24 protein-coding genes and 1 riboswitch are annotated in these 26,401 nt (G+C 66.9%); of the genes, 11 read left to right on the plus strand and 13 right to left on the minus strand.

All coding sequences use genetic code 11. The features are described 5' to 3' along the window. Positions 1–3 precede the first annotated feature (3 nt). Positions 4–819, plus strand: coding sequence for a DUF1295 domain-containing protein (locus FBZ89_RS04105; protein WP_246172027.1), 816 nt, complete (start codon positions 4–6; stop codon positions 817–819). A gap of 104 nt (positions 820–923) precedes the next feature. After that, positions 924–1,412 carry a hypothetical protein gene (locus tag FBZ89_RS04110; protein ID WP_145748749.1) on the plus strand — a complete coding sequence of 163 codons (489 nt, stop codon included), beginning with the start codon at positions 924–926 and terminating at the stop codon, positions 1,410–1,412. Here the strand turns inward: FBZ89_RS04110 and FBZ89_RS04115 are convergent. From FBZ89_RS04115 to FBZ89_RS04125, 3 genes are all read right to left on the minus strand, one after another. After that, positions 1,391–1,801: a DUF2177 family protein gene (locus FBZ89_RS04115; protein ID WP_211115111.1), complete on the minus strand. Its 411-nt coding sequence runs from the start codon at positions 1,799–1,801 to the stop codon at positions 1,391–1,393. The two genes, FBZ89_RS04110 and FBZ89_RS04115, sit on opposite strands and share 22 nt — an antisense overlap. 144 nt (positions 1,802–1,945) lie before the next feature. Next, positions 1,946–2,182, minus strand: a complete 237-nt coding sequence (locus tag FBZ89_RS04120; RefSeq protein ID WP_145610207.1) for a hypothetical protein — start codon at positions 2,180–2,182, stop codon at positions 1,946–1,948. A gap of 57 nt (positions 2,183–2,239) precedes the next feature. Continuing rightward, entirely contained in the window at positions 2,240–3,862 is a 1,623-nt protein-coding gene (locus FBZ89_RS04125) for a DEAD/DEAH box helicase (protein WP_246172028.1), read from the minus strand. Positions 3,863–4,257: 395 nt separating this feature from the next. Continuing rightward, a riboswitch (cobalamin riboswitch) is annotated at positions 4,258–4,482 on the plus strand. 133 nt (positions 4,483–4,615) lie between these two features. Here FBZ89_RS04125 and FBZ89_RS04130 point away from each other — a divergent pair. Continuing rightward, positions 4,616–6,667, plus strand: a complete 2,052-nt coding sequence (locus tag FBZ89_RS04130) for a TonB-dependent receptor (protein WP_246172029.1) — start codon at positions 4,616–4,618, stop codon at positions 6,665–6,667. Here FBZ89_RS04130 and FBZ89_RS04135 read toward each other — a convergent pair whose 3' ends face one another. Further along, entirely contained in the window at positions 6,668–7,387 is a 720-nt protein-coding gene (locus FBZ89_RS04135; protein WP_186457187.1) for a 4'-phosphopantetheinyl transferase family protein, read from the minus strand. A gap of 280 nt (positions 7,388–7,667) precedes the next feature. On the opposite strand from FBZ89_RS04135, the gene FBZ89_RS04140 reads away from it, so the two are divergent. Next, entirely contained in the window at positions 7,668–8,384 is a 717-nt protein-coding gene (locus FBZ89_RS04140) for a hypothetical protein (protein ID WP_145748751.1), read from the plus strand. A gap of 52 nt (positions 8,385–8,436) precedes the next feature. Here the strand turns inward: FBZ89_RS04140 and FBZ89_RS04145 are convergent, their stop codons facing one another. The 4 genes from FBZ89_RS04145 to FBZ89_RS04160 all read right to left on the minus strand — a co-directional run bounded on the left by FBZ89_RS04145 (position 8,437) and on the right by FBZ89_RS04160 (position 11,754). After that, complete coding sequence (locus FBZ89_RS04145; RefSeq protein ID WP_145748752.1) at positions 8,437–9,411, minus strand: ImmA/IrrE family metallo-endopeptidase; 975 nt, start codon at positions 9,409–9,411, stop codon at positions 8,437–8,439. A gap of 9 nt (positions 9,412–9,420) precedes the next feature. Further along, positions 9,421–9,735: a hypothetical protein gene (locus tag FBZ89_RS04150; protein ID WP_145748753.1), complete on the minus strand. Its 315-nt coding sequence runs from the start codon at positions 9,733–9,735 to the stop codon at positions 9,421–9,423. Next, the gene (locus FBZ89_RS32025) at positions 9,728–9,964 is read right to left on the minus strand and encodes a colicin E3/pyocin S6 family cytotoxin (RefSeq protein WP_186457188.1); all 237 of its coding nucleotides are present in this window, start codon (positions 9,962–9,964) and stop codon (positions 9,728–9,730) included. The genes FBZ89_RS04150 and FBZ89_RS32025 overlap by 8 nt, the downstream gene beginning before the upstream one ends. 218 nt (positions 9,965–10,182) lie before the next feature. Then, a complete protein-coding gene (locus FBZ89_RS04160; protein ID WP_246172030.1) occupies positions 10,183–11,754 on the minus strand; it encodes an acid phosphatase in 1,572 nt (523 codons plus the stop codon). A 127-nt stretch (positions 11,755–11,881) separates the two neighbouring features. On the opposite strand from FBZ89_RS04160, the gene FBZ89_RS04165 reads away from it, so the two are divergent. The 3 genes from FBZ89_RS04165 to FBZ89_RS04175 all read left to right on the plus strand — a co-directional run bounded on the left by FBZ89_RS04165 (position 11,882) and on the right by FBZ89_RS04175 (position 14,934). After that, positions 11,882–13,099, plus strand: coding sequence for a cytochrome-c peroxidase (locus tag FBZ89_RS04165; protein ID WP_145748755.1), 1,218 nt, complete (start codon positions 11,882–11,884; stop codon positions 13,097–13,099). A 164-nt stretch (positions 13,100–13,263) separates the two neighbouring features. Next, complete coding sequence (locus tag FBZ89_RS04170; protein WP_186457189.1) at positions 13,264–14,367, plus strand: EAL domain-containing protein; 1,104 nt, start codon at positions 13,264–13,266, stop codon at positions 14,365–14,367. A 192-nt stretch (positions 14,368–14,559) separates the two neighbouring features. Continuing rightward, positions 14,560–14,934 (plus strand): catalase-related domain-containing protein, encoded by a 375-nt coding sequence (locus tag FBZ89_RS04175; protein WP_145748757.1) that lies wholly within the window; start codon positions 14,560–14,562, stop codon positions 14,932–14,934. A 39-nt stretch (positions 14,935–14,973) separates the two neighbouring features. On the opposite strand, the gene FBZ89_RS04180 is transcribed toward FBZ89_RS04175, so the two are convergent. Genes FBZ89_RS04180 through FBZ89_RS04190 form a run of 3 tightly spaced genes read right to left on the minus strand, consistent with a single transcriptional unit; the run spans position 14,974 to position 18,297 of the window. After that, positions 14,974–16,584, minus strand: coding sequence for a DHA2 family efflux MFS transporter permease subunit (locus FBZ89_RS04180; protein ID WP_145748758.1), 1,611 nt, complete (start codon positions 16,582–16,584; stop codon positions 14,974–14,976). Further along, on the minus strand, positions 16,581–17,717 hold the full coding sequence (locus FBZ89_RS04185) for an HlyD family secretion protein (RefSeq protein WP_145748759.1): 1,137 nt from the start codon (positions 17,715–17,717) through the stop codon (positions 16,581–16,583). Before FBZ89_RS04185 ends, FBZ89_RS04180 begins: the two co-directional genes overlap by 4 nt. Positions 17,718–17,730: 13 nt before the next feature. Next, positions 17,731–18,297 carry a winged helix-turn-helix transcriptional regulator gene (locus FBZ89_RS04190; RefSeq protein ID WP_145748760.1) on the minus strand — a complete coding sequence of 189 codons (567 nt, stop codon included), beginning with the start codon at positions 18,295–18,297 and terminating at the stop codon, positions 17,731–17,733. 129 nt (positions 18,298–18,426) lie between these two features. Between FBZ89_RS04190 and FBZ89_RS04195 the strand changes: the two genes are divergently transcribed. From FBZ89_RS04195 to FBZ89_RS04205, 3 genes are all read left to right on the plus strand, one after another. Next, entirely contained in the window at positions 18,427–18,906 is a 480-nt protein-coding gene (locus tag FBZ89_RS04195; RefSeq protein ID WP_145748761.1) for a MaoC family dehydratase, read from the plus strand. Between the two features lie 111 nt (positions 18,907–19,017). After that, a complete protein-coding gene (ribH, locus tag FBZ89_RS04200) occupies positions 19,018–19,449 on the plus strand; it encodes a 6,7-dimethyl-8-ribityllumazine synthase (RefSeq protein WP_246172031.1) in 432 nt (143 codons plus the stop codon). A gap of 144 nt (positions 19,450–19,593) precedes the next feature. After that, on the plus strand, positions 19,594–21,000 hold the full coding sequence (locus tag FBZ89_RS04205; RefSeq protein WP_246172032.1) for an MFS transporter: 1,407 nt from the start codon (positions 19,594–19,596) through the stop codon (positions 20,998–21,000). On the opposite strand, the gene FBZ89_RS04210 is transcribed toward FBZ89_RS04205, so the two are convergent. Then, on the minus strand, positions 20,985–21,911 hold the full coding sequence (locus tag FBZ89_RS04210; protein ID WP_145748762.1) for a Gfo/Idh/MocA family protein: 927 nt from the start codon (positions 21,909–21,911) through the stop codon (positions 20,985–20,987). The genes FBZ89_RS04205 and FBZ89_RS04210 overlap by 16 nt on opposite strands. A 338-nt stretch (positions 21,912–22,249) precedes the next feature. Between FBZ89_RS04210 and FBZ89_RS04215 the strand changes: the two genes are divergently transcribed. Then, positions 22,250–22,999: an SDR family NAD(P)-dependent oxidoreductase gene (locus FBZ89_RS04215; protein ID WP_145748763.1), complete on the plus strand. Its 750-nt coding sequence runs from the start codon at positions 22,250–22,252 to the stop codon at positions 22,997–22,999. Positions 23,000–23,083: 84 nt separating this feature from the next. Here FBZ89_RS04215 and FBZ89_RS04220 read toward each other — a convergent pair whose 3' ends face one another. Further along, positions 23,084–26,143, minus strand: coding sequence for an ATP-binding protein (locus FBZ89_RS04220; RefSeq protein WP_186457190.1), 3,060 nt, complete (start codon positions 26,141–26,143; stop codon positions 23,084–23,086). Positions 26,144–26,401 lie beyond the last annotated feature (258 nt).

Below are 26,401 nucleotides of genomic sequence, written 5' to 3' on the forward strand. Positions count from 1 at the left end.
CCCTTGGCGCCCGCCCTTCTGCTGGCGGCCGTGGCACTTGGCCAATGCGCCATCATGGCCCTGGCCTGGGCCATCCAGCGGCGTACCCGCCAATCGGGTTGGGTGGACACGTGCTGGTCGCTGGCCGTCGGCGCGGGCGGCTTGGCCGCTGCCCTGGTTCCCGTGGACGGGGCGCCCCTCACCGCCCGGCAAATCCTGGTCGCCACGCTGGTGGGGCTGTGGTCGGCGCGCCTGGCCGCCCATATCGGGGGGCGTACCCGGGGCGGCGGTGATGATCCGCGATATGCCGAGCTGATGCGCGTTTGGGGGTCGCGGGCACCTGCCCGCCTGTTCTGGTTCCTGCAAAGCCAGGCCGTGGCCGCGGCCCTGCTGGGCTTGACCGTTTATGCCGCGGCCCGCAACCCCGCACCCGGCCTTGGCGGCGGGGACGTGCTGGGCACGCTGGTGCTGCTGGGGGGAATCGCCGGCGAAGGGGTGGCCGACGCCCAGCTGGCCCGCTTCCGCCGGCGGGCCGATGCCCATGGCCGGGTATGCGATGCCGGCTTGTGGCGCTGGTCGCGGCATCCCAACTATTTTTTCGAATGGCTGAACTGGCTGGCCTATCCCTGCTTCGCCCTGGCGCCGGGGCCGGAAGGGCTTTGGCCTTGGGGCTGGGCGGCTTTCGTCGGCCCGCTCATGATGTATGTCCTGCTGGTCCATGTTTCCGGCCTACCGCCGCTGGAGGCCCACATGGCGCGGTCCCGGGGGGCCGCGTTCGCCGACTACTCCCGGCGTACCAGCGCCTTCTTCCCCTGGCCGCCACGGCGGGACACGGAATAGATCCTTGACCGTCGGCCCCACTGGACGATTAGCTGGCGGGGGCGATCGGCCGCCCCGGGGGAACCCCGAGGGCCCCCCGGATGACAGCATATCGGGGGATGGTCATGCGGCATGGGATGAAGATGGGGGCCGTCCTGGCCTTGGCCGCCGGCCTGGCGGTGGGCGGGTGTTCCGGCGACGACCCCATGGGGCCCGGACCGGACCAGAAGATGTTGCAGGCCGCCTGCGCGCTGGACCTGCACACGACCCGCCCCACGGGCACGGACGTGCTGACCATGTATCGGATCGAGCTGCCACTGACGCCGGTGGACGTGCGGCGCGTGGAATCCACCGTCCTGGCGGATGGGCGCGACACCTATTACGTGCGCGCCAAGTTCAACGGCCAGGTCTGCATCGGCGGCGACGTCACCCTGGTGTCATTGGCGGGCGGCAAGGTGCATGTGCACTATGAGATCGCGGATTTGGCGCACCTGGACATGATGGGGAAGCCCATCTTCGTGCGCCTGACCCTGGACGATACCTTCGACTATACCCCAGGCCAGATCGTGAACCGCACGGCCGGCGGCAATCACTATGGATTTTTGCTGAAATAGAGGGCGGCGGCGCAGCCGGCCGCCGCCGCCACCGCCGTCAGGCTCGCCCCCCACGCCATATCCAGCGCGCTCAGCCGGGCGGACCATAGGCGCAAGGTGGCGTGGTTGGTAAGGTCGTACGTGCCGTAGGTGAGAAGGCCGAACACCGCGCCGCGCATCAGCGCCTGCATCAGCGGTGCGTCCGACCGCGTCGCCGGCTCCACGCAAAAGAAGACGATGCCGCCCGCCATGAGCATATAGAACACGGCCGCCGGCCCCAGGCGCGGCTGGGGCGCCACCATGTCGCCCATCACCTGGCGGTAGAACCCGACCATGCGGGTCAGCCAGACGGCATCCAGGGTCAGGAAGGCGATAAGGGTCACCGCGTAGATCGCGGCCTGGCGCAGCACTGGTCCCAAGGCCTTTTCCTCCCCCCGCAAAGCCAAAAAGAAAAACGCCCCGGGCCTGGGCACGGGACGTTTCTCAATACGCGTCGGCGATGCGGATGGATCAGCCCAGGGCTTATCTGACCGAGGGCTTATCCGACCGGGGGCTTACCGGACCGGCGAGCGGGTCAGCGACTTGATGCGTCCACGCGGGTTGCCGGACATGGCAGCGATTTCGCGGTCCTGCGCCTCGATGATGGCACGAGCGGGCTCGTCACCGTCCAGGCCGCCCAGTTCGGACGAGGGGACGCGGCGGTTGGACGACCGCGAGCCATCGTCATACAGGACGTCGAACAGGACGAATTCGCTGACGGACTTGGATTTCGGCTTGCTGCTGCGGCCCATGGGGACCTCCTCTTCCTAAAGAACCATCAAGATTGGGACTTGGGACCCCGACTGGGATCAGCGGCGGCGGCGCGGACGGTTGCGATCCTCGCGCGCCGACGGCTGCTGATCTTCGTTGGCGTTCAAGGCCGCCACGAAACTGGAGAACTGGGTGCCCCGGCCATCCTGGGCGGGGCGGGGCGCCACCGGACGGGCGGCGTTGGGGCGCTGCCCCTGCGGCTGGGCCGGACGCTGCCCCTGCGGGCGCGCCTGTTGCTGCGGACGGGCACTATCGGGGCGCGCCCCGTCAGGACGTGGGCCCTGGGGACGCGGCGCCTGCGGGGGGCGCGGACCCTGGGGGCGGTTGCCCTCCGTCCGTGCCGGCCGCTGGCCGTCGGTGCGGGCGGGGCGCTGGCCCTCGGTACGGGCGGGCCTGGCTTCGGCCTGACCCTCGGCACCGCGCTGGCCACGCGGCTGCCCGCGACCGCCATTGCCGCCACCGTTGCGCGGCTGGCGGGCCGGCAGGGGCGGACGGCTCACCGGGGCGGCGGCGGCCTGGGGCGTGGCCTCGGGCCGCTCACCCACCGGGATGGACTTGCGGATCAGCTTCTCGATGTCGCGCAGGTAGACGCGCTCATCCCCGTCGGCCGTGCACAGCGACACGGCGACGCCGGAGGCGCCGGCGCGGGCGGTACGGCCGATGCGGTGGACATAGGTCTCCGGCTCGTTGGGCAGCTCGAAGTTCACCACATGGGTGACGCCGTCCACGTCGATGCCGCGCGCCGCGATGTCGGTCGCCACCAGCACCCGCACGTCACCGGCACGGAAGCCGTCCAGCGCCTTTTGCCGCGCGTTCTGTGACTTGTTGCCGTGGATGGCGGCAGCCCCGATGCCCGCCTGCTCCAGCTGGGCCGACACGCGGTTGGCGCCATGCTTGGTGCGGGTGAAGACGATGCTGCGCTGCATGCCGGCATCGCCGCGGATCAGATCGACCAGCACGTGGCGCTTTTCCGCCGCGGGGACAAAAATCACCTTCTGCGTGATCCGCTCCACCGTGGTGGAGACGGGCGTCACCTCCACCCGCAGGGGATCCCGCAGCATCTTATTGGCCAATTCAGAGACGTCGGCCGGCATGGTGGCGGAGAAGAATAGCGTCTGCCGGTTGGCCGGCAGCTTGGCCATGATCTTTTTCAGGCTGTGGATGAAGCCCATGTCCAGCATGCGGTCGGCTTCGTCCAGCACCAGCACCTCGACCTTGTCCAGGCGCACATGGCCCTGGGTCATCAGGTCCAGCAGGCGGCCCGGCGTGGCCACCAGGATGTCGATGCCGTTGGCCAACGCCTTGACCTGGCTACCCTGGCCGACGCCGCCCAGGATGACGGTGTGGCTGAGCTTCAGGCCCACGCCATAGTTGGTGATGCTCTCGCCGATCTGCACCGCCAGCTCACGCGTCGGGGTCAGGATCAGGGCGCGGGGCATGCGCAGCGGCAGGGCCGATGGGGCGGCCCCCAGGCGCTGCAGGATGGGCAGGGTGAAGGCGGCGGTCTTGCCGGTGCCCGTCTGGGCGATGCCCAGGATGTCGCGGCCCTCCAGCGCATGGGGAATGGCCCGCGCCTGGATAGGGGTGGCGGTGTGATGGCCCAGCTGGGCCAAAGCGGCCTGAATCTCAGGCCGCAGGGAGAGGGTGTCGAAAGCGGTCAATATCTTGGAATCCCAGGGCGACGCGCCGGCCGCGTTCGTTTCTCGCGGCCGCGGATCGCGGTCAAGCCCTTGCCCGGGCGCGTGCCGGCAGGCATGTGTCAGAAGGTCGAGTATGCCCTGGGTGCTACAGGGGCGATTTGGCCGCCACCGCTACGCGCCACCCGGGGGATACCGCCGGGCCCAACGGCCCGGCATGGGAACGAATGATGCCATCCATTCCTTAAGACCGCATAAGTGGCTGTGACCGGTCCCAGGTACAAGGGAAATCGCTCGAAGCCCCCCGTATTGCTGCCATGCCCGGGCGTGGGTGGGCGTTGTCACACAACCGCCAAGCTTGTGCGCCAGGGTGCTCACCCCCGCGCCGCAACATCGCGTTTGCACGCGCGTACAATTCCCCGTAGAAAGGCCGCGACGGTTCCAGCCCCTGAGCGGGCTGGATGAAAAGGGAACGCGGAACGGGGCATGGCCCCCAAGCCGCGGCTGCCCCCGCAACTGTGAACGGTGAGTCCGACACCACCCTGCTGATCATCCGGCAGGGTCCAAGCCACTGGGGAACCGGGAAGGCGGTGTGCGGGCCGCGACCCGTGAGCCAGGAGACCTGCCGTCACGCCGTGGTCACGCACGGGCACATTGGGCGGGGTGCACCAATGGGGAAGGACACCTGCCGCGCGGCCATCTGGGGATATCCAGGCCGGCGAAGGGTAGTCCGTTCTTTGGCCCGTGGTGACGTGTCACGTTGCCAGAGGCCAACAAATGATGGGTCGTTTCGTTCTCAGAATAACAACATCCCTATTCCTGCTGATCAGTCCGGTTGCCCTTGCCGCCACCGATGACGAGGCCGCGTCCAGCGCGCCGGCCGATACCCTCGACGACGTGGTGGTCACCGCCGCCCGCCGCGACCTGATTGGCGCGGCCGCCACCTCCAGCCAGGGTGTGGTGGTGAAGGAGGAGCTGGACCTCCTGCCCGCCTATCGCGTGGGTCAGATGCTGGAGACGGTGCCCGGCCTGGTGGTCACCAGCCACAGCGGCGAGGGCAAGGCCAACCAGTATCTGCTGCGTGGCTTCAACCTGGATCACGGCACCGACATGGCCACCAGCGTGGACGGCATGCCGGTGAACATGCGCACCCACGCGCACGGCCAAGGCTATACCGACCTGAACTTTGTGATTCCGGAACTCGCCAGCGGCATCGGCTACACCAAGGGGCCCTATTTCGCGGCGCAGGGCGACTTCTCCGCCGTCGGCTCCATCCAGATGGGTTACCTGGACCAGCTTCCGGCCCAGGTGGCGCTGACGGCGGGCACGCTGGGCTATCAGCGCGCCTTCGCCGCCGGCACCATGGCGTTAGGCGCCGGCCAGCTGATGGCGGGTGGGGAGCTGGTGCATTATGACGGGCCCTGGGACCATCCGGACAATTTGCGCAAGGGCAATGCCGTGCTGCGCTATAGCCAGGGCGCGCGGGACGACGGCTTCAGCGTCACTGCCATGTATTACCGTGGCCTGTGGAATGCCACCACCGACCAGCCGCAACGCGCCATCGCGCAAGGCCTGATCGGCCGCTATGGCACCCTGGACCCTACGGACGGCGGCCAGGCGCGGCGCATGAGCCTGTCGGGCACCTTTGCCATGCCGGTGGAAGCCGGCTGGCTGGCCGGCGGCGAGGTGACGGCCAACGCCTATGTCATCAACAACCAGCTGACGCTGTGGAACGACTTCACCCATTTTCTTTACAACCCGGTTGATGGCGACCAGCACGCCCAGGACGAGAACCGCATGGTGGCGGGCGGCGCCGTTAGCTACAGCCGCCCCTTGAGCCTGCTGGGCCTGGACCATGAGGTGGTGGCCGGCCTGGACACCCGTTTCGACGACGTGCATGTCGATCTCCGAGCGACGAGGGCCCGCGTGGCCTATGCCCTGGTCGAGAACGATAACGTCCAGGAGGCCGGCGGCGGGGCTTATGTCCAAGTCACCAGCCACTGGACGTCCTGGCTGCGCACCGTCGCGGGTCTGCGCGAAGACTACCTGACCGCCACCGACCATGGCACCAACGCCGGCGTGGTCGCCGCCCGCCTGTTCCAACCCAAGGGCAGCGCCATCGCCACCCTGTGGGAAGGGACGGAGGTCTATGCCAGCGCCGGCCGCGGCTTTCACAGCGACGACGTGCGCGGAGCATCTCTGGGAAACGCCCCCTTGCTGGCCAAGGCCGATGGCGAGGAGGTGGGCATCCGCAGCACCCTCCTGCCCAACCTGACCGCCACGCTGACCGCCTTCCAGATGGATTTCGTCTCGGAGCTGACCTACGACGCCGACGTGGGCCAGACGGAGGCCGGGCGCCCCAGCCGCCGGCGCGGGGTGGAATTGAACACCACCTACAACCCTTTCGGCTGGCTGGAATTCTACGGCAGCATCGCCTTCAGCCACGCCCGCTACACCGACAGCGATCCAGCCGGCAGCTTCATCCCCGACGCGCCCAAGCTGATCGGCTCGCTGGGGATCTATCTGCGTGACCTCGGCCCCTGGTCGGGCGGCGTGGAGTACCGCTATTTCGGCGCCCACCCACTGATCGAGGACAACAGCGTGCGTTCGGCGGGCAGCCAGGAATGGAACCTGACGGCCAACTACACGCTGCAAAGCGGCCTGCGTTTCGGCATCGGTCTTTACAACGTCTTCGACAGCAAGGATGACGCCGCCGACTATTATTACACCGACCGGCTGAAGGGCGAACCGGCGGAGGGTGTCGGCGACCTGCATGTCCACCCGCTGGAGCCCCGCTCCGTCCGCTTCACGATTGGTAAGGTTTTCTGATCACCACAGGTCGGCCAGCCCTTCCTCCATCCCCAGGTCGGCGGGGGGCTGGCCATCCGGGCCCATCCAGGCCACGGCGGCCTTGTAGCCGCTGGGCAGATCGCGTGTCCATAGCCGGCAGGCCTGGCCCGTCGGCAGGGAACCGTCGTGGCGGATCAGCGCGGGGCCCTCGGGTGTTATGGCGTCGGGTGCCATGGCGAAGCTGTCGGTGGGCAGCGACAGGCCCAGGCCCAGGGCCTTGATATAAGCTTCCTTCAAGGTCCAGAAGGCCACCAGGTCCGGCCCGCCGCGCCCGGCGGGGCGGGCATCCAGCCAGGCCAGTTCCTCGGGCGCGAACATGGCCGTCGCCACCTCCGCCCCGATACGACGGTCGCCAGGCTCCACATCCACGCCTATCCGCGTGCCGGCATCCAGGGTCACGGCACAGGCCACCAGGCCGTCGGTATGCGACAGGTTGAAATCCAGCCCCATCGGCGCATCCACCAACCCCGGCTTGCCCTGCGGCGTGAGGGGGGCGAAGGCCAGTGCCGCCGGCGGCCGGCCCAGCAGGCGGCCCAGCCACAGCCGGGCCAGGCCGTGGGCCGCCACATATTCCCGCCGGTTGGCTTCGAACACGAAGCGGCGGGCCCGCGCCTGCTCCCCCTCATCCAGCAGGGGCCACAGGCGGGCATAGGCCGCGTCATCCAGCGCGCTCAAGGGCAGGGTCCGCAGCAGCGGCATGGTCATCCGTTCGGGCGACAGGGGTCAAAGGGCCGGGCCAGATCAGGCGCCCGGCCGCCCCCTGTCAAGGCCTCGGTGCCAGGACCTCAATCCTCAGCCCTCAACCGGCGCGGTACCCCGCCTATAGCACCGCTACAGCTTCGGATATCCGCCTCGCCGAAGGTGGTGCCGAGTTGGGCCAAAAATGATCCCCCGTTTCCCGACGGAACACGGCGGGCGCCCGTTCTATTGAAGTGCCGCATGTGATGTGCCGCATGCCCCGTGACGGAGCCCGACGCCGATGCCCACCCGCCGCACCGCCCCCCGCATCCTGGCCGCCACACTGGCGCTGGCGGCCGCGTCCCTCGCCCACGCCGCCCGGGCACAGACGGCCACCCCGGCGGACTCTATCCCAGCGGATTGGGGCCCCTTGCTGAGCATCGGCCCCGTAGTCAGCACCCTAGGCCTGGGGGCGGAGATCGGCGCCCGTTTCGACGACCGCTTCGGCCTGCGCCTCAACGCCAATGGCTTCGCCTTCTCCGCCAATCACACGGTGCGCGACGTGCGTTACGACGGCGATGCCACGCTGGAGTCCTTCGGCCTGCTGGCCGACCTGCACCCCTTCGGCGACGGCTGGCGCGTAACCGCCGGGGCGCGGCTGAACCTCAACGAGGTCGACCTGAAGGGCACGCCGCGGAACGCCACCTACACCATCCACGGCATGACCTACACCGCGAACGAGGTGGGCAGCCTGAACGGCAAGATCGCCTTCAACCGCTTCGCCCCTTACGTCGGCGTGGGCTATGAGGGCGCGGTGGCCGACCGTTGGCGCTTCGGCATCGACCTGGGCGCCATGTACCACGGCACGCCCAGGGTTTCCCTCGACGCCAGCGGACCCGTCACCACCACACCCGACTTCCAAAACCGCCTGGACGCCGAACGCCAGGAACTGCGCGACGATGTGAAGGACTACAGCTGGTACCCGGTGCTGAGCCTGACGGTGAAGTATTTGTTTTAGAACAAACACGCATCGAACATTAAAAGAACACCATCGATAGCCATTATTTTCTTTATATTTTTTTCTCAATAAATTCTTTTATCCTTTTTGCTGCAAATTGGTGAAATATATCTTTCTCCAAAAGCATTGAAAATTCTGCATGTCCAGATATTCTGTGAATGAATTGAGCATACAACTCTCTTTCATCTACAGATGATCTCAGGTCACTATTAACAACAGATATAAGTCCATTTATTCTCTGACGAGGGGATTTTATATCGTCGTAAAAACAAGACAAGCATTCTATTAAAATTTCTCTCCAATCTCTGGGGTCATAAATTTCTGGAAGATCTAAATGATTGGGAAAAGTGGCGTATCGTATGCAATATGGGCCAATATTAAAATTAAATACCTCTCCATTGTGAAATGAATCTAATTCTTCATCATCAAATAAAGATGAGTCAGATATGCGCACTTTAGTCCCAGGAGAACGCACGACATACCGCTTATCATCGTGTTCAGAATATGAGAACCCGATGATATTATTTTTTGGCATAAATCTAAATATTCTAAATATGGCTGCTGGAATTGATACGTCCAAATCCTCAGCTACGCCCTCTATTAATTCTCGAATATCGTGATATTCCTTTATATAATTCCTGACACAATCCTCCGGCATTAATAATTCTGAGGCAAATGCATTAGCCTCACCTTCCATAAACCAATACAATAAATCAATATCTCCATTTAGATCAGTATGATCAATAATATTTCCGGTGTGCCATGGAATCAATATATGCCCAAGCTCATGAGCCAACGTAAACCTTTGGCGAGTTCTATATCCTCCCTTTTTAACAAAGACCTTGGTTCTTGTTCCAATTGCTTTCAAATCCATACACAGACCATCAATATCGAATGGCATATCAATAAATTTTAGATCTGCATATGATCTTACCAAATCTTCTACTGGCACCGGAAATTTCAGATTGTTTTTCCGATGCAAGCGTCGCGCCAACCGTAGGATTCGCTCGTCAACTTCTCTAACCATATTCCGTTCCTAAATATGACCGTTCTTCTTAAGCCAATCGATTATTTTCTGAGCCTCAGCTGGCTTATCGCTTCTAGCCGCCATGGCATATTTTTTTGCAATATATTCCCCTATTGGTACTCCCTCATCTCGAGCAGAAATTATTTTCTGAAGCGCGGATTTGTCCATTAATAAAATTTCCCATTCACCTTGACTAAATCCGAGATAATCCACCAAGCTCTCAACAGAGTCAGAATCATGCCATTGGTCAATAAAATCATCAAGTTCGTCATAAGTATAGTATCCCTGAACGCAGCCAGGGAGAAATTTAATATCCTCAGACATTGATACGCCTCCCCCTCATCGCGCCCTTACCATTCGGTCGTCCCGTAACTGCGTCAAGCACATCTAAATGCTTACCCCTCTTATTAAATACCTCTATCTCACCATGAAAACCATCCCACGTGTATAGATATTCTCCATCACTTGAACGCCATCGCATTTCACCATGCACAAAACCAAGATTTTTACATTCATCTAAAAAACAAGGCTTTGGCCGCGGCACTCGCACCATTTATAATGCCCCCCCTATAAAAATCCCGCCTACTAAACATAAGTTACAATCCCAAATTCGTTCTCGATTAATTACCTCGAATTTCAACTATTAATTATAACACAGACCCTAAGAAATCACCACCCCATACACTGCCAAGTTACCGTTGGCAGAGATAAGAATAGGAACGGGCGCCGTCGCCGGCGCCCGTTCCGCTCAAACCCTAAGCCGGCGCCCGCTTACCTCTGGGCGAAGTCTAGCGCCCCCGTCAGGTCGCCCAGGGCCGGGCTGCCATTGGCGGCCAGGGCCGCGTCGCGCTGCTTGATGCCTTCCAGCTTGGGCAGGTCGAAGCGGCGGGTGATGAAGCGCAGGATGGAGGTGGTGTCGTAGAAGGTGTGATCGACGTAGCCCTTCTTGGCGTAGGGCGAGATGATGATGGCCGGGATGCGGGTGCCGGGGCCCCAGCGGTCGCCCTTGGGCGGGGCCACGTGGTCCCAATAGCCGCCGTTCTCGTCGTAGGTCACCACCACCAGCATGTTCTTCCACTGCGGCGACTTGCGCAGGTGCGCCACGATGTCGGCGATGTGGGCGTCGCCCGAGGCGACGTCGGCATAGCCGGAGTGCTGGGTCAGGTTGCCCTGCGGCTTGTAGAAGGTGACGGTGGGCAGCGTGCCGGCGTCGATGTCCTTGATGAAGGCCCGGCCCTCAAGCCCGCCGTCGCGCAGATGCTCCTTCCGCGCCTTGGTCCCCGGGGCGGTGCTGGCGAAATAGTTGAAGGGCTGGTGGTGGTACTGGAAATTCGGCACCGGCTCGGCGTTGCCATGGTCCAGCGTCGCCTGCCAGGCGCCACTGTACCAGGCCCAGCTCACCTTCTTCTGGCTCAGCAGGTCGCCGATGTTGGTCATGGTCTGCGGTGGCAGGGTGGTGGGGTTGGCCGGGTCCGCCAGCGCGGGGTCGCCCCCCTGCGCCGGCTTGTTGGCGCTGGGCTGGAAGGGCGGCTGCATGGTGTTCACGGCATAGAAGTCGGGCGTCAGGTTGCCGCTGTTCACGAACTTCGGCACGCCCTCGATCGCCGACTTGGGTGAGTTGGGCGCCAGCGTCAGGCTGACGCGGTCAGGCTGCACCACCGAGATCGAGCCCTGGGCCGGGCCCTGGTCGGCATGCGGATAATAGGGCGCGCACGAGCAGATCAGGACGAAGTGGTTGAAGAAGGACCCGCCGAAGCCGCCCATGAAGAAGTTGTCGGCCAGCGTGTATTCCCGCGCCAGCGTCCACATGGCCAGCTTGGCGCCGTCATAGTGGCCCATGACCAGGGCGCCGCTGTCGGCATACGCCACGAACTTGTCGTTCTTGCCGCCGTCGATCTGCATCTGGTTCTCATAGAACCGATGCACCAGGTCACGGGTGACGACGCCCTGGCCCAGGTTGAAACCCTTGGGGTCATCGATGGCGAAGGGCTGGTTGGGCAGATGTTCCGTCTGGGCCTGGGTCACCTCCGGCGTCACGCCGCGCGCGGTCAGGCCCTTCCAGATGGGGGGCAGTTCCTTGAGGGCCGACCCGTCGCGGTCGCGCTGCGCCAGGCTGTCCTGGGGTGCGTCGGCGATGCCGCTGGCACCGGGGAAGGTGCCGTACAGGTTGTCGAAGCCGCGGTTTTCCGCGTAAATCACGACAACCGTCTTGATCTTGTCCAAGTCATCGGCCGGCTTGGCCGCCATCGCCTGGTCACCAAACCCTGCCATGATGCCGGCGGCCAGCGCCACCGCGGCCACACCCTGACGCAAGCTTCCGCCCCGCCCCATGCCCACTGCCATGATGTTCCCCTTCTTCATCGTTTCGCTTTTGCTGAAGGTCTTATACGCAGCCACCAAAAAACGCATCCCCCGGCGCGGCCGCGGGACGCTGGGTGCGGCGATTTTCCTGGGCCTGGGGGTCGGCTGGATGGGCACTGCCCCCTCCGCCACGGCGCAGGGCCTGGGCCGGGAAGAGGTGCGCCGCCAGGCGGCGGCCCTGGCGGAGGTGGGGCGGCGGCTGTTCTTCGACCCCGGCCTGTCGGCCAACGGCAGCCTCGCCTGCGCCAGCTGCCACGACCCGGCGCACGCCTTCGGCCCGCCCGACGGGGCAGCCGTGCGCCTGGGTGGCGCCGATGGCAGGACGCCGGGCCTGCGTGCCGTGCCCTCTCTGAAATACCTGCAGGACGTGCCCCCCTTCGCCGAGCACTACCGCACGCCGGAGGACGAGGGGGACGAGAGCATCGACAACGGCCCCACCGGCGGCCTGACCTGGGACGGCCGGGTGGACGGCCAGCGGGAGCAGGCCCGCGTGCCGCTGTTCAGCCCGTTCGAGATGGGCAACATCGACCCCGCCGATTTGAGCGCCCGGCTGGAGCGGGCGGGCTATGGCGCCCAGCTGCGCGCCGCCGTGGGCGTGACGGCGGGGGAACAGGTGGACGTGGTGGATCTGGCCTTGCGGGCGCTGGACGTCTTCCAGCAGGACGGGCCCCTGTTCCACCCCTACACCAGCAAGTACGACGCCTATCTGGCGGGCAAGGCGACGCTGACGGAGGATGAGCGGCGGGGGCTGGAGGCGTTCGAGGACCCGGCGCGGGGCAACTGCGCCAGCTGCCACGTCAGCCGGCGGGGCAACGACGGTACGCCGCCGCACTTCACCGACTATGGCCTGATCGCCATCGGCGTGCCGCGCAACCGCGACATCCCGGCCAACGCCGACCCCGGCTATTTCGACCAAGGCCTGTGCGGGCCGCTGCGCACGGATTTCACCGGCGTCGCCGATTACTGCGGCCGCTTCCGCACCCCCACCCTGCGCAACGTGGCGCTGCGCCAGGTGTTCATGCACAACGGCATCTTCCACACCTTGCGGCAGGTGATGGAATTCTATGCGGAGCGCGACAGCGACCCCGGCAAATGGTACCCGCGCCGGGTTGACGGAAGCGTCATGACGTTCGACGACATGCCGGCGGCCGCGCACGGCGCGGTCCCGGCGGCCATCAACATGGAGGCGCCCTTCGGCCGGCGGCCGGGCGACGCGCCGGCGCTGAACGAACGCGACATTCACGACATCATCGCCTTTCTGGGCACCCTGACGGATGGCTGGTCGGCCCCGAAGACGCCCGGCCCCCCGGAAACGGCCGGACCATAGTCCAGGCGCATCTCAGGATGATGACAGTTGGCCGCACTTGGGCGACCGGCGGCTAACACCTAGGTAGGGATTACCGCATTGGGGTGGCGTCCCCATGATCAGCCCCGTCGATGACGGGGATGACAGGGCAACCAGCGATGGCCATCACAGCGAGATTGCACCTTATGAGGCAGTCTACGGGGCGTGCCCGCACGATCCACGAGCATGCCATGTTCCTGCCCCTGCTTTCCCCCACCCGGCACGACAGCGGTTTGTTGAACCTGCTGGCCGGTGGCGCGCTGCTGGCCGTCCTGCTGGCCGTCCTCACCTGGGACGGGCTGCGTGACGTGGTGGCGGAGGCCACTGGCCTCAGCATGGCGCGGGGGGAAATGCTGAGCCTGCTGGCACTGGTGGCCATCGCCGGCCTGGTCGTCTACCTGGCCCGCCGCATCTGGGACCTGGTCCCCCATACCCGTTTCTCGACGGAGGAGCGGAGCATCCTGCGCAGCCTGCCCCAGGCGCTGGCGCGCGGCGAGATTCAGCCGCATTTCCAGCCCGTGGTGGACGCCGACAGCGGCAAGGTGGTGGCGGTCGAGGCGCTGGCCCGCTGGATCAAGGCCGACGGCACCATGCTGTCCCCGGGCCAATTCATCGGCCTGGCGGAGCGCGGCGGCCTGATCCGGCTGGTGACCAAGGGTATCGTGGAGCACGCGGTGCGCACCGCCGCCGCCTGGCGCGAGTTGCATGACCTGGACATCCCCATCTCCATCAACCTGTCGGTGGAGGATCTGGAGGCCAGCGACCTGGTGGACCACCTGATCGCCCTGTGCGACCAGTACGGCGTGCCCCATGGCGCCATTCGGGTGGAACTGACGGAAACCCAGTCCATCGTGCATTTCGACGTGGTCAACAAGGCAGTGACCACCCTGCGCCAAGCCGGCATGGCCGTGTACCTGGACGATTTCGGCACCGGCTATGCCTCGCTCAGCGTGCTGCACCGCATCCCCTTCACCGGCATCAAGCTGGACCAGAGCTTTATCCGCACCTTGCGCGACGACCCCCGCGCCGACGCCATCGTGCGGGCCAGCGTGGCCATCGCCCGCGATCTGGGGCTGTCGCTGGTGGCGGAAGGGGTGGAGGATAGTGAGACGCGCGACCGCCTGGGCCAGATGGGCGTGCGCCACATCCAGGGCTTTGTCTACGCCCGGCCCATGCCGGCATCCGACCTGATCGCCTTTGCCCAGCAGGCTCAGCCGGCGGCCCAGCCGGCCCTGACCTTGTCGCTGTAAGCGGATCTTTCCAGGCCGGCCCGGCGCGGCCCAATGTCGCCACACAGACGAACAAAAGGCCGCTGCCCCGTACAATCCAAGAACCCTGGCGACGATCATGCTGGGCACCGTTGGATCAACCCGGCGGCCCGGTCGCCCCCATGCCCGCGCGTGCCATGCCCACGCGTGCCCGGCCCGCAGGAGATGACGTGAATGGCCCGCTATCCCGCCCTGTTCTGCATGACCTGCGGCCGCGTCGAATCCGTTCCCGGTCACGCCGACGTCAGCCATCAACCCGCCGCCAACGACCGGGTGGACGCGATGGCCCCAACACCCAATGCGCCAACATCCAGTGAAAGAGCACGCATCATGGCCAGCATGAACGCCCTGTTCCGGCTGTTGAGCCCGGCGCAGCGGGCCATCCTGATGGATGATGTCGCCGCCAGCATGCGGGGCATGCCCGTCGCCCTGCAACAGCGCCAGCTGGCCCATTTCGGCCGCACCGACCCGGCCTATGGCGCCGGCGTCGCCGCCCGCCTGGGCGTATCGCTCCCCACCCTGGTGGATACCGGTAACCAGGCCGGGTGACCGGAAGGGTCCCCGGCCTGGAATTTCCCGGCCGGACCCTCAATGCGCGTCGGCGGAGGGCCCCTTGGGCGGCCCCACCTTGCGCATGGCGGGCACCAGCAGCGTGGCGATGATGAAACACACCAGGATGACCAGGAAGGCGTCCGCATAGGCCATGGTCTGGGCCTCGCGATAGGCCAGGGTCCACAGCTGCTTCAAGGCCGCCCCCTGACCCCGCAGCGCGTCCCCGCCCAGGGTCGCGACGTCGGACGCCCCCACCTTGGCCACCAGCGCGCGCATGGGGTCGCTGGCGGGCGTCAGATGTTCGGCCAGGCGTTCGAAGTGCAGATTGGTGCGGTCGTTCAGGATGGTGCCACACACGGCGATGCCGATGGCGCCGCCCAGGTTGCGCATCAGATTGAACAGGCCCGATGCCTGCTTCAGCCGCGCCGGCGGCAGGCCGCCCAGGGTCAGGGTGACGATGGGCGCCACCGCGAATTGCTGGGAGAAGCCTCGGAAGGCCTGGGGCAGCAGCAGTTCGCGCCAGCCCCAGTCATGGGTGATGGGGGTGAAGTTCCACATGCTGAGGGCGAAGCCGGTCAATCCCACCATCATCAGCCAGCGCAGGTCCACCCGCTTGGCCAGGATGGTGTAGAGGGGGATGGCGCTGACCTGGAACAAGCCGGTGGAGAACACGGCGAGGCCGATATCCAGCGCGCTGAACCCGCGCACCCGGCCCAGGAACAGCGGCGTCAGGTAGATGGTGGCGAAGATGCCGATGCCGGTGATGAAGGAGAACAGGCAGCCCAGGGCGAAGTTGCGGCTTTTCAGGGCCCGCAGGTCCACCACCGGGTTGGCGTAGGTCAGGCTGCGCGCGACGAAGGCGACGCCGGCGATGGCCGAGATCCAGGCCGTCAGGCGGATGGTGTCGTCGTCGAACCAGTCCCAGCGCGGCCCCTCCTCCAGCGTATATTCCAGGCAGCCCAGGAAGATGGCCATCAGCAGCATGCCGGGATAGTCGGCGCCCTTCAGCAGCGACCAGTCGGGCTCATCGATGCGCACCATCAGGGGCACGGCGATGGTGACGAACAGGCCGGGCACCAGGTTGATGAAGAACAGCCAGTGCCATGAATAATGGTCGGTGATCCAGCCGCCCACCGTCGGGCCCAAGGTGGGCGCCAACGAGGACAGGGCGCCCACCGTGGCGGCGGCCACAACCACGCGGGGGCCGGCGAAGAAGGCGAAGGCGGAGGTGAAGACCATGGGGATCATGGACCCACCCAGGAAACCCTGCAGCGCCCGGAAGGCGATCATGCTCTGGATGTCCCAGGCCCAGCCGCACATCAGGCTGGTCAGGGTGAAGCCGGCGGCGGAAACGGCGAACAGCCAGCGGGTGGACATGACCCGCGCCAGCCAGCCGGACAGCGGGATGACGATGATCTCGGCGATCAGATAGCTGGTCTGGACCCAGGCCGTCTCATCCGTGCCGGCCGAGAGGCCGCCGCCGATGTCGCGCAGCGAGGCGGAAACGATCTGGATGTCCAGCAGCGCGATGAACATGCCCACGCACATGATGGCGAAGGCGACGATCTTGCCCCGGGGGGAGAGTTCCTTCCTCCGCGGGGCGGCTATCGCCACCCCTGCCCCCCCGGCAGTGGCGGCGGCGGTCATGGCGCCGTCTTTCCGGCGACGGCGACCGCCTTGGTGCCGCCCTCCTTCGTGTTGATGGCGGCGGTAACCGACAGGCCGGGCCGCAGGCTGCCCAAGAGGCTGCCCTCGCCATCCAGCAGGATGCGCACGGGCACGCGCTGCACGATCTTGGTGAAGTTGCCGGTGGCGTTCTCCGGCGGCAGCACGCTGAACTGCGCCCCGGTGGCCGGCGCCATGCTGACCACGCGGCCGTGGAACTGGCGGCCCGGCAGCACGTCGGCCTCGACCGACACCGGCTGGCCGGCCTTCAGGTCCGCGATCTGGCTTTCCTTGAAATTGGCGTCCACCCATAGCCCCTGCGCCGGCACGATGGCGATCAGCTGTGCGCCGATGGTGGCGTAGGCGCCCGGCCGGGCGCTGCGGTTGCCGACGGTGCCGTCGATGGGCGCCCGCAGCTCGGTGTAGCTGAGGTTCAGTTGCGCGGTGTCGCGGTCGGCGATGGCGCCAGCCAGCGCGGCCTCCGCCTGGCGCTTCTGGGTGTCGATGACGTCGATCTGGCGCTGGGCCGCCTGCAAGGTGGCCGTGGCCTTCTCGCCATTCGCCACCGCCTGCTTGTAGGCGGCGTCCGCCTTCTCGAAGGCCTGGATCGAAGCGGCGGCCGTGGCCGACAGGGCGCGGTAGCGGTCCTGGTCGTACTTGGCGCGATCGGTCTCGGCCTTGGCGGCGCCGACGCCGGCGGCGGCCTGGTTGATGACGGCCTGCTGCAGGCGGCGCTGCGCCTCCAGATTGGCCAGCGTGGCCTCCTGCGCCTCCACCGCCGCCACGGCCCGGGCAAGGGCGGCGCGATAGTCGCGGTCGTCCAGCTTCAGCAGCAGGTCGCCGGCGCGCACCGCCTGGTTATCGGTCACCGCCACCTGCGCGATGAAGCCGGACACCTTGGGCGCGATCACCGTGACGTCGCCACCGACATAGGCGTCGTCGGTGCTTTCGATGAAGCGGCCGCTGGTCCACCAGTCATAGCCGTAGGCTGCGGCCGCCACGCCCAGGCCGAGGCCCAGGACGGAAAGGAGGAGCGTGCGGCCCAAGCGCCGCGACTTCACCGGGCTGCCGGCAAGCCGGCCGTCCTGTTGCTGTTCATAGGTCTGGCTGGACATGGGATCGCATCCTTCAAGCGGCGGCGCCGGTCGGGGCGGCGGCGGATTCGGTGGGGTTCGGCGTGGGCGCGGTGGCGGCCGCAGTGGCGGGCGCAGTGGCGGGCCAAGTGGGATAGCGCGCCTTGGTGCGGGCGTCGGCGGCGGGGCCGGCCACGACACGGAAGGCGGGATAGGTCAGCGGCCGGCCGGTATGGCGATCGACCAGCATCGGTTCGGCTGGCGCACCGGTGGCGCTGTCCACCAGCTGAATGGCCGGGCCTTCGGGTGCGAAATGCTGGTTGCCCCAGGCCATGATGGTCCACAGCACGGGGCGGAAGTCCTGGCCGGCGGCCGTCAGCACATATTCATGGCGCAGCGGCCGCGTGCTGTAGGGCCGCTTTTCCAACAGGCCGTTGGCCACCAGCGTCTGCAACCGGCGGGTCAGCATGTTGGGTGCGATACCCAGATTCTTCTGGAACTGGTCGAAACGGCTGGCGCCCAGGAACGCCTCGCGCAAAATCAACATGCTCCACCACTCCCCCACCCGGTCCAGGCTGCGGGCGATGGGGCACTGCGGATTGATCGGGCTGCTATCGTGCATGGATGCCATCCTTGTGTTACTTTCATAATGAAAGCCACAGGACGCCATATAGACCTTGTTACTTTCATTATGCAAGCCACAAAGCCGGTCCACCCGGCTTGACACCCCCGCGACCGGAGCAAACCACCCATGTCGGAAACGGCGACCACCTCCACCACCGGCCCCAAGCTGTACCTGGACGACCTTTACCCCGGTCAGCGCCACGTGACCGGCACGCACCCGCTGGACGCCCCCGGGATCAAGGCCTTCGCGGCGCAGTTCGACCCCCAGCCCTTCCACCTGGATGAGGAGGCGGCCGGCCGCAGCTTCTTCGGCGGGCTGGCGGCCAGCGGCTGGCACACGGCCGCCGTCACCATGCGGCTGATGGTCGATGGCCTGCCCATCGCCGGCGGCGTCATCGGCGCCGGCGCGGACATCACCTGGCCCACGCCCACCCGGCCCGGCGACATCCTGCAGGCGCACTGCGAGATCCTGGAGGTAAAGCCCTCCCGATCCCGGCCCGACCGGGGGATGATCACCATGCGGACCGAAACGCGGAACCAGCGGGGCGAGGTGGTGCAGCTGATGACCACCCGGGTGGTGGTGTTCCGCCGACCTTCGGAAGGCTGAGATGGGGGCGGCGACGTCTTTTCGCCGCCCCTTCTTTTCGCCATAGTGGGCCGCCTTCCCATTGGGCGGACGCCTGACAGCGTTCGCGCCCTTCTTCAGGAGTAGCATCCCGTGCCCAAGAAAAGCGGAGTCGCCATCGTCGTCGGCTCCTTCCACAAGAATGAATGCGAGACGATGCTGGCCGCCGCCGCCGGAGCCATCAAGGAGCGCGGCATGAAGCTGCGCGCCGTGGTGCGGGTGCCGGGCTCTTACGAAAAGCCGCTGGCCACCAAACGCCTGCTGCAGCGCGACGATGTCGACGCCGTGGTGGTGCTGGGCATCATCGAGCATGGCGAGACGGCGCACGGCCGCGTTATGGGCCAGTCGGTCAGCGACGCGCTGGTCAACATGCAGCTGGACTTCATGAAGCCCATCGGCATCGGCATCATCGGCCCGGAAGTCTTCCCCACCCAGATCCAGCCCCGCCTGGTGGGTCACGCCGTGGCCGCCGTGGCCGCCGTGGAGGTCATGCTGACCGGCGCCGAATCCCCCTACGAGGTCTGATCATCCCGGCCCGCCGCCCTGGGCCCCCCGCCCTGGCTTGGCCGGGGCGGGGGCATGGCACGCCAGCGCTTTCGGCGCGCCTGGACAGGGCCGACTTCGACTATCCCGGAAGCGGATCGATGACCGGAAGCCTGGGATAGGCCGATGACCGCAGACGTGATGGATACCCCCAAGCCGACGCAGACGGATGGCCTGCCCGACCGTCCCCGGTTCTGGGCCATGGCCGCCATCCTGACGGCGGTGGGCATGGCCACGCTGGACACGGCCATCGCCAACACCGCCCTGCCCACCATCGCCGGCGACTTCCAGGCCACGGCCGCCGATTCCGTCTGGGTGGTGAACGCCTACCAGCTGGCGGTGGCCGCCGCCGTGCTGCCGCTGGCCTCGCTGGGCGACCTGTTGGGACAAAAGCGCGTCTACCTGGCGGGCCTGGCCCTGTTCGCCCTGTCGTCGCTGGCCTGCGGCATGGCCCCCACCCTGTTCCTGCTGGAAGTGGCGCGCGTGGTGCAGGGCCTGGGTGCGGCCGCCATCATGAGCGTCAACCTCGCGCTGATCCGCCACATCTATCCAGCCCGCATCATGGGCCGGGGGTTCGGCCGCAACGCCCTGGCGGTCGCCATCTCCTTCGCCATCGGCCCCACCGTCACGTCCACCATCCTGTCGGTGGCGACCTGGCATTGGCTGTTCCTGGTGAACGTGCCCTTCTGCCTGCTGGCCCTGGGCTTGGCCACCGTCACCTTGCCCGCCATCCCGCCCCTGGGCCACCGTTTCGATGGCGTGGCCGCGCTGCTGACCGCCGGCCTGTTCGCCCTGCTGGTGCTGGGCATGGGCGAGGCGGCGCACGCGGCGTCCTGGCCGCGGGTGGGGGCCGAGTTGGCGGGGGCCGCCCTGTGCGGCTTCCTGCTGCTGCGCCGGCAGCGGGGGCACCCCGCCCCCATGCTGGCCATCGACCTGTTCCGCAACCGGGTTTTCGCCCTGTCTGCCCTGACATCCGTCTGCACCTTCATCGCGCAGGGGCTGGCCTTCGTCGCCCTGCCCTTCCTGTTCCAGTCGGTCATGGGCCGGACGGCGGTGGAGACGGGCCTGCTGATCACGCCCTGGTCGGTGGTGGTGGCGGTGATGGCCCCCATCGCCGGCAAGCTGTCCGACCGCTATCCCGCCGGCATCCTGGGCGGCCTGGGTCTGGCCATGCTGTGCCTGGGCATGGCGCTGGCGGCGACGATGCCGGCCCATCCGTCCAGCCTGGACATCGCCTGGCGCCTGGGCGTCTGCGGCGCCGGCTTCGGCTTTTTCCAGTCACCCAACCTGAAGGCCATCATGAGCAGCGCCCCCCTGCACCGCAGCGGCGGGGCCAGCGGCATCGTCGCCACCGCCCGCCTGCTGGGCCAATCGACCGGCGCCGCCCTGACGGCCGCCTGCTTCGGCCTGCTGGCCAACCATGACCTGACCTATGGCGCCACGCTGGCCCTGTGGCTGGGCGCCTTCGCCGCCGGCGCCGCCAGCGTCGCCAGCTTCCTGCGTCTGACGGTGAAGCCTCAGCTGGCGGCCTGAACCTGCCGCACCACCGTCTCGCACAGGCGGTGGGTCTCCAACGCGTCGCGGGCGCTCAAGGTCCGGCCGGCGCGCAAGGCGCCCAGGAAATGGTCCACCGCCTGGCGGATGCCGCGCTGGTCCGACACGGGCGTCCAGTCGCCCCGCCGGGTGCTGGTGTGGGTGCCGGCCTCGGCGATGTGGATGTCGGCCATATCGACGACACGGTGGCGTACCGCCTGGCCATCGCGGCCCTGGCCGGAAACCTCCAGCACCTCTTCATTCACGCCGGCCACCCGGTTCATGGTGCCAATGGCGGTGCAGGCCATGGCGCCATCGCCCCCCGCAAGGGTCAGCACCACATGGTGCAGCAGGCCGTCCCGCACGCGGGCGTCCACCCGCAGCTCACGCACCGGCGCCGGCATGAGGAAGCGCAGCGTGTCCACGACATGGATGAAGTCATCGAACACCACCGTGCGCGGCGTGTCGGCCAAATCCACGCGATGCTTCTGCATCAGCACCAGGTCCCGGGGGGCCGCCGCCAGGGCGGCATAGGCTGGGGCGTGGCGGCGGTTGAACCCGACCATGAGGCTGACACCGCGCGCCTCCGCCAAATCCACCAGCCGCTCAGCGGCGGCGGCGGTATCGGCCAGGGGCTTGTCGACATAGGTGGGGATGCCCGCGGTCAACAGCCGGGTGACCAGTTCCTCATGCGCCGCCGTCGCGGCATGGACGAAGGCGGCGTCCAATCCATCGCGCAGCAAGGCGCCCAGATCGCTGTGGGCGTGGGCCACACGCCAGTCGGCGGCGATGGCCCGCACCTTGTCCGCATCGCGGGACATCAGCGACAAGGTGACATCACCGCGCGCCGCCAGGACCGGCAGGTAGGCCTTGCGCGCGATATCCCCCAAACCGATCATCGCGATACGCATGCATCCCCCAGTAGTCCCCTGAATATCCGGCGGGAACCTTAGCGCCGGGCAGACTGAAAAAACCAGCCACCGTCGGACATGATGCCGCACACAGTTTCAAATTAGAGGGCGAATCGTACAATCGGCGGCGGCGGAACAGCGGCACCCTGCGCCGTAAAACGGCCCCCGGGCGGGGACCTGACTGACGGGAGCCGCAGCGTTCATGGATAGCGATTTCCATCATGGGAATATATCTCCGTCATACCGCCTGCACGGCCCAATCCTGAAAACAGGAACATTCCGGAAGGCCCGGCTCGCGCCCCTTCCGCGACAATCCCCCAATCCCGGAAATGGCAGGCATGACGAAGAAATTGGCGGGCAAGGTGGCCCTGGTCACCGGCGGCTCGCGCGGCATCGGGGCCGCGACCGCGAAGGCCCTGGCCGGCGCGGGGGCGGATGTGGCGATCAGCTACCTGGCCTCATCCACCCTGGCCGACACCGTGGTGCGGGACATGCGGGCGGGGGGCGCCCGCGCGGCGGCGTTCAAGGTCGATCAAGCCAACCCACCCGAGATCGAGAGGCTGGTCGGCAGTGTCGTGGCCCAGTTCGGCCGTCTGGACATCCTGGTGAACAACGCCGGCATGTTCGCCACCGGTGACGTGGACGATCCCGACTGCGACATCGAGGCGCTGACCCGGCAGTATGCCGTGAACCTGGCCGGGGTGGTCACCGCCATCCGGGCGGCGTCGCGTGTATTGGCGGACGACGGCCGGATCATCGCGGTGGGCGCCTGCGTGGCGGCCCGCGTCGGCTTTCCCAGCCTGGCCGACTACACCGCCGCCAAGGCGGCCGTGGCCGGCTATTGCAAGGGGGCCGCCCGCGATCTGGCCCCCCGGGGCATCACCGTGAACGTGGTGCAGCCCGGGTCCATCGACACCGACCTCAATCCGGCCGGTGGACCCTTCGCGTCCGTGCAGGCCGCGATGAACGCCTTCGGGCGCTATGGCCGGCCGGAAGAGGTGGCGGCCGGCATTCTTTTCCTGGCGAGCCCCGATGCCTCCTTCGTCACAGGTTCGGTCCTGACCATAGATGGTGGTTACGGGGCCTGAGGCTCCCCTGTCACAACCGGTTTTATATGCTTGCGAACAGACTTGCCCCCCCAACGCGCTGTGTCCTGCAACAGATCCGCCCGCCTAGCAGGCCACGCCCGGGAAGGGAATGACCTCTCCATCCCGCCCCTCGCGCACCGGCCAGGGCCGCGCGGGGCCGATGGCGCCATCCAGCACGCCGGACGCCAGCGGGCAGGCCATGTCCTGCACCAGGGTCACCATGAGGTCGCGGGCGGCCACCAGATCGGCGGTCAGGAATCCCTCGGTGAAGCGGCCATGGACACCATGCACCAGCGCGTGGGCATCGGCGGACCGGCCTTGGCTGCGCCAAAGGCGCGCCAGGCTGAGGGCCGCGCGCAACTCCCACGACAGGGCCTCCTGCTGCCGCGCCCAGGCCATCGCGTCGTGGAAATGGGCCTCCGCCGCCTGCGCGGGGCCCATGCGTACGGCACTGGAACCGTCCTCCCGCATGAGCAGTTCACCCTTGACGCGCAGCAGTTCGGGCATGGCCCAGCGGATACCGCGCGTCTCCGACCGGCTCAGCGCCTGATCGATGACCTGCAGCCCTTCACTCACCTGGCCGGCCTGACCCAGGGCCTCCGCCCATTCGCCCAGATAGCCGATATAGCGCAGGGCGAAGTTGATCGCCTCCAGGTCCGCCATCGCGGCGCGCATTCCGGTCAGGCCGGCCGCGCGCTCACCCCGCAGTGTCTGCAGCCGATGCTTGAAATAGCGGCCCATCACCGCCCACGGTCCCAGGCCATGACGGGTGGCTTGGTCCTGCAGCTGCCCGACATAGCGATCGGCCGCGGCCAGATCCCCCACCAGCAGGGACACCTGGCAAGCCGCGGTGGCCAGGGCATACCCCAGCGTCAGGGCATGGTCCACGACTTGCGCCTCCTCCACCGCCATGGCCACCATGGCCGCCGCCTGGTCGGGAAAACCCTCGATCCAAAGGATGACGGACAGGGGCACGCACGCCGCCACCCGCTGGTCGTACTGGTAACGCACCAGGTGACCGCGATGATTGGGTCGGACATAGCGGCGCAGCCCATCCTCGATATGGCGCCGGCCGGCGGCATGATCACCAATCAGATGCAGGGCGAAACCCCGAATGCGATCGGCCGCCATCAGATCCACCGGGTCGGCCGACCGTACCGCCACGGCGCGGAACTGCTCAGAAATCTCCAGCGCCTGGCTATAGCGACCTTCATTGAAGATCTCGACGTATAGGCCCCACAGGGCGCGCAACTGATAGTCGATGTTGTCCAAATGGCGCGCCAGGGTCAGCGCCTGGCCCAGCACCGCGCGGATTTCCGGCCCCGGCCCCTTGGTGTAGATCAGCGACAGGCCCAGCGCCGCCAGCAGGCGCAGCATCCGTTCCGCATCCGGGCCTGGCACCGGCTCCGCCGCCGACGACGGCGGCATAATGTCCAATGCGCGGCGCACCGCCTCGCGGCATTCGTTCATCAGCGACAGCTGCATCCACAGCGGCACGGCCGCGGCGGTGAGGGAAAGACCCAGGCTGGCGTCCCCCTCGGGCCCGAAAGCCCAGATGAGGGCGGCGCGCAAATTGTCAATCTGCCGGCCGTAGACCTCCAGCCATTCCGCCGTGGGCCGGTGATCCCACTCCTGTTCCGCCCGCACCAGCAGGTCGCGGTGGCATTCGGCATGCCGGCGCAGCAGGCGAGGCAGCTCCCCGCTTTCCCTCAGCTTTTCCAGGGCGTAGGCCCGGGTCATTTCCAGCAACTTGTAGTGGACATAGTTACCGCTAACATCAGCGATCAAAAGCGACTTGGCCACGAGGTTCGACAACGCCACCAGAATGTCGGTCTGGCTGAGCAGCGTGTCGCCCGCCACGGTCGCGGCGGATTCCATGGTGAAGCCGCCGGCGAAAACTGCCAGGCGATGCAGCACCGTCCGCTCCGCCACGGGCAGCAGTTCATAGCTCCAGTCCAGCATGGCGCGCAGCGTCTGGTGCCGGGGCAAGGCGGTGCGCCGGCCCCGCACCAATAGGGCGAAGCGGTCGTTCAAACGGGTGGCCAAGCCGCGCAGCCCGAACAGGTCCAGGCGGGCGGCCGCCAGTTCGATGGCCAGCGGGATCCCGTCTAGGCCACGGCAGATCTCGGACACCAGCGGCACGTCGGCATCAGCGAAGGTGAAGGTGTCGACGCAGGCTGCGGCCCGCTCCACGAACAGGGCCACGGCGGAGTAGCCCAGGGCCTGTGCGGCGTCGATGGCGGCGGTCACCGGCGGGGTTTCCAGCGAGGCCAGGCGCTGCACCCATTCCCCCTCCGCCCGCAGCGGCTCACGGCTGGTGGCCAGGATATGGACGCCTGGGGCGCCCCGCAGCACGGTCTCGGCAAGCACCGCCGCCGTTCCCACCACATGCTCGCAATTATCCAGGATCAGCAGCAGGTTCTTGTCCTGCAGGATGGCGCCCAGGTCGGCGATGCGGTCGACCGAGACGCCCAGGGCCCCGGCCAGCACGCTGGCCGCCAGCGTGGCGTCGCCCAGGGTGGCGTCCGTCACCGGCGCGAAATCCACAAAGCGCGCGCCATCGGCATAACCGGCCGCGGCCGCCTCGGCCAGGGCCAGCGCCACCGTCGTCTTGCCGATGCCGCCCGGTCCGACAAGGGTGATGAAGCGACGGGTGGGCAGCTGTTCGGACAGGGTGCGGACCAGCGCCTCCCGCCCCACGACGCGGGTCAGCCGAACGGGCAGGTTATGGCCTGCCAGATCCCCGCCGGCGCCGCCGGGCGCGGGGGACGGCGCCAGGGTGACCGGTTCCGGCACCCCGTCCAAGCGCGTCACCGGCGCCACGAAGCAATAGCCCCGTCCGGGAACGTTGGCGATGTAGCGGGCGCCATCGCGGCCCTCGCCCAGGGCCTTGCGCAGGGCGGCGATGTTGACCCGCAGGTTGGCGTCATCGACATAGGTGTCGGGCCAGACATTGGCCACCAAGTCGTCTTTGGCCACCACCTGGCCGGCGCGTTCCGCCAGCACGATCAGGATGTCCAGCGCCCTGCTGCCGAGGCGCAGCGGGGCATCACCGTCCAACAGGATCTTGCGACCCGGCGAAAGGCGGAAGGAGCCGAACGTGAGCAGCCGTTCGGAGCCTGAACCAACCGTCGTATCGGTCATGCCACGCCCCCCCACGGTCCCCCCCCTCGCGGCAAGGACCCGCCGCCAGGTCCCCGACAAAATGGCGACATCGGCCGCGACCGGCCTACAACGCCTCAATCCCAATGAAATCCGCCAAGCAACCCCGTCATGGATAGAGATGCTCATGGAAACCGGAACAACAGGCGGAACCGTTCGAACATACCGCCGTATTCCATAAGACGCGACCAGAGGAATGCCGGCCGGCCCGCCGCCAGCGGACGAAATGATGCTGGCCCA

Source organism: Nitrospirillum amazonense (assembly GCF_007828045.1).
Classification (GTDB): Bacteria; Pseudomonadota; Alphaproteobacteria; order Azospirillales; family Azospirillaceae; genus Nitrospirillum; species Nitrospirillum amazonense_C.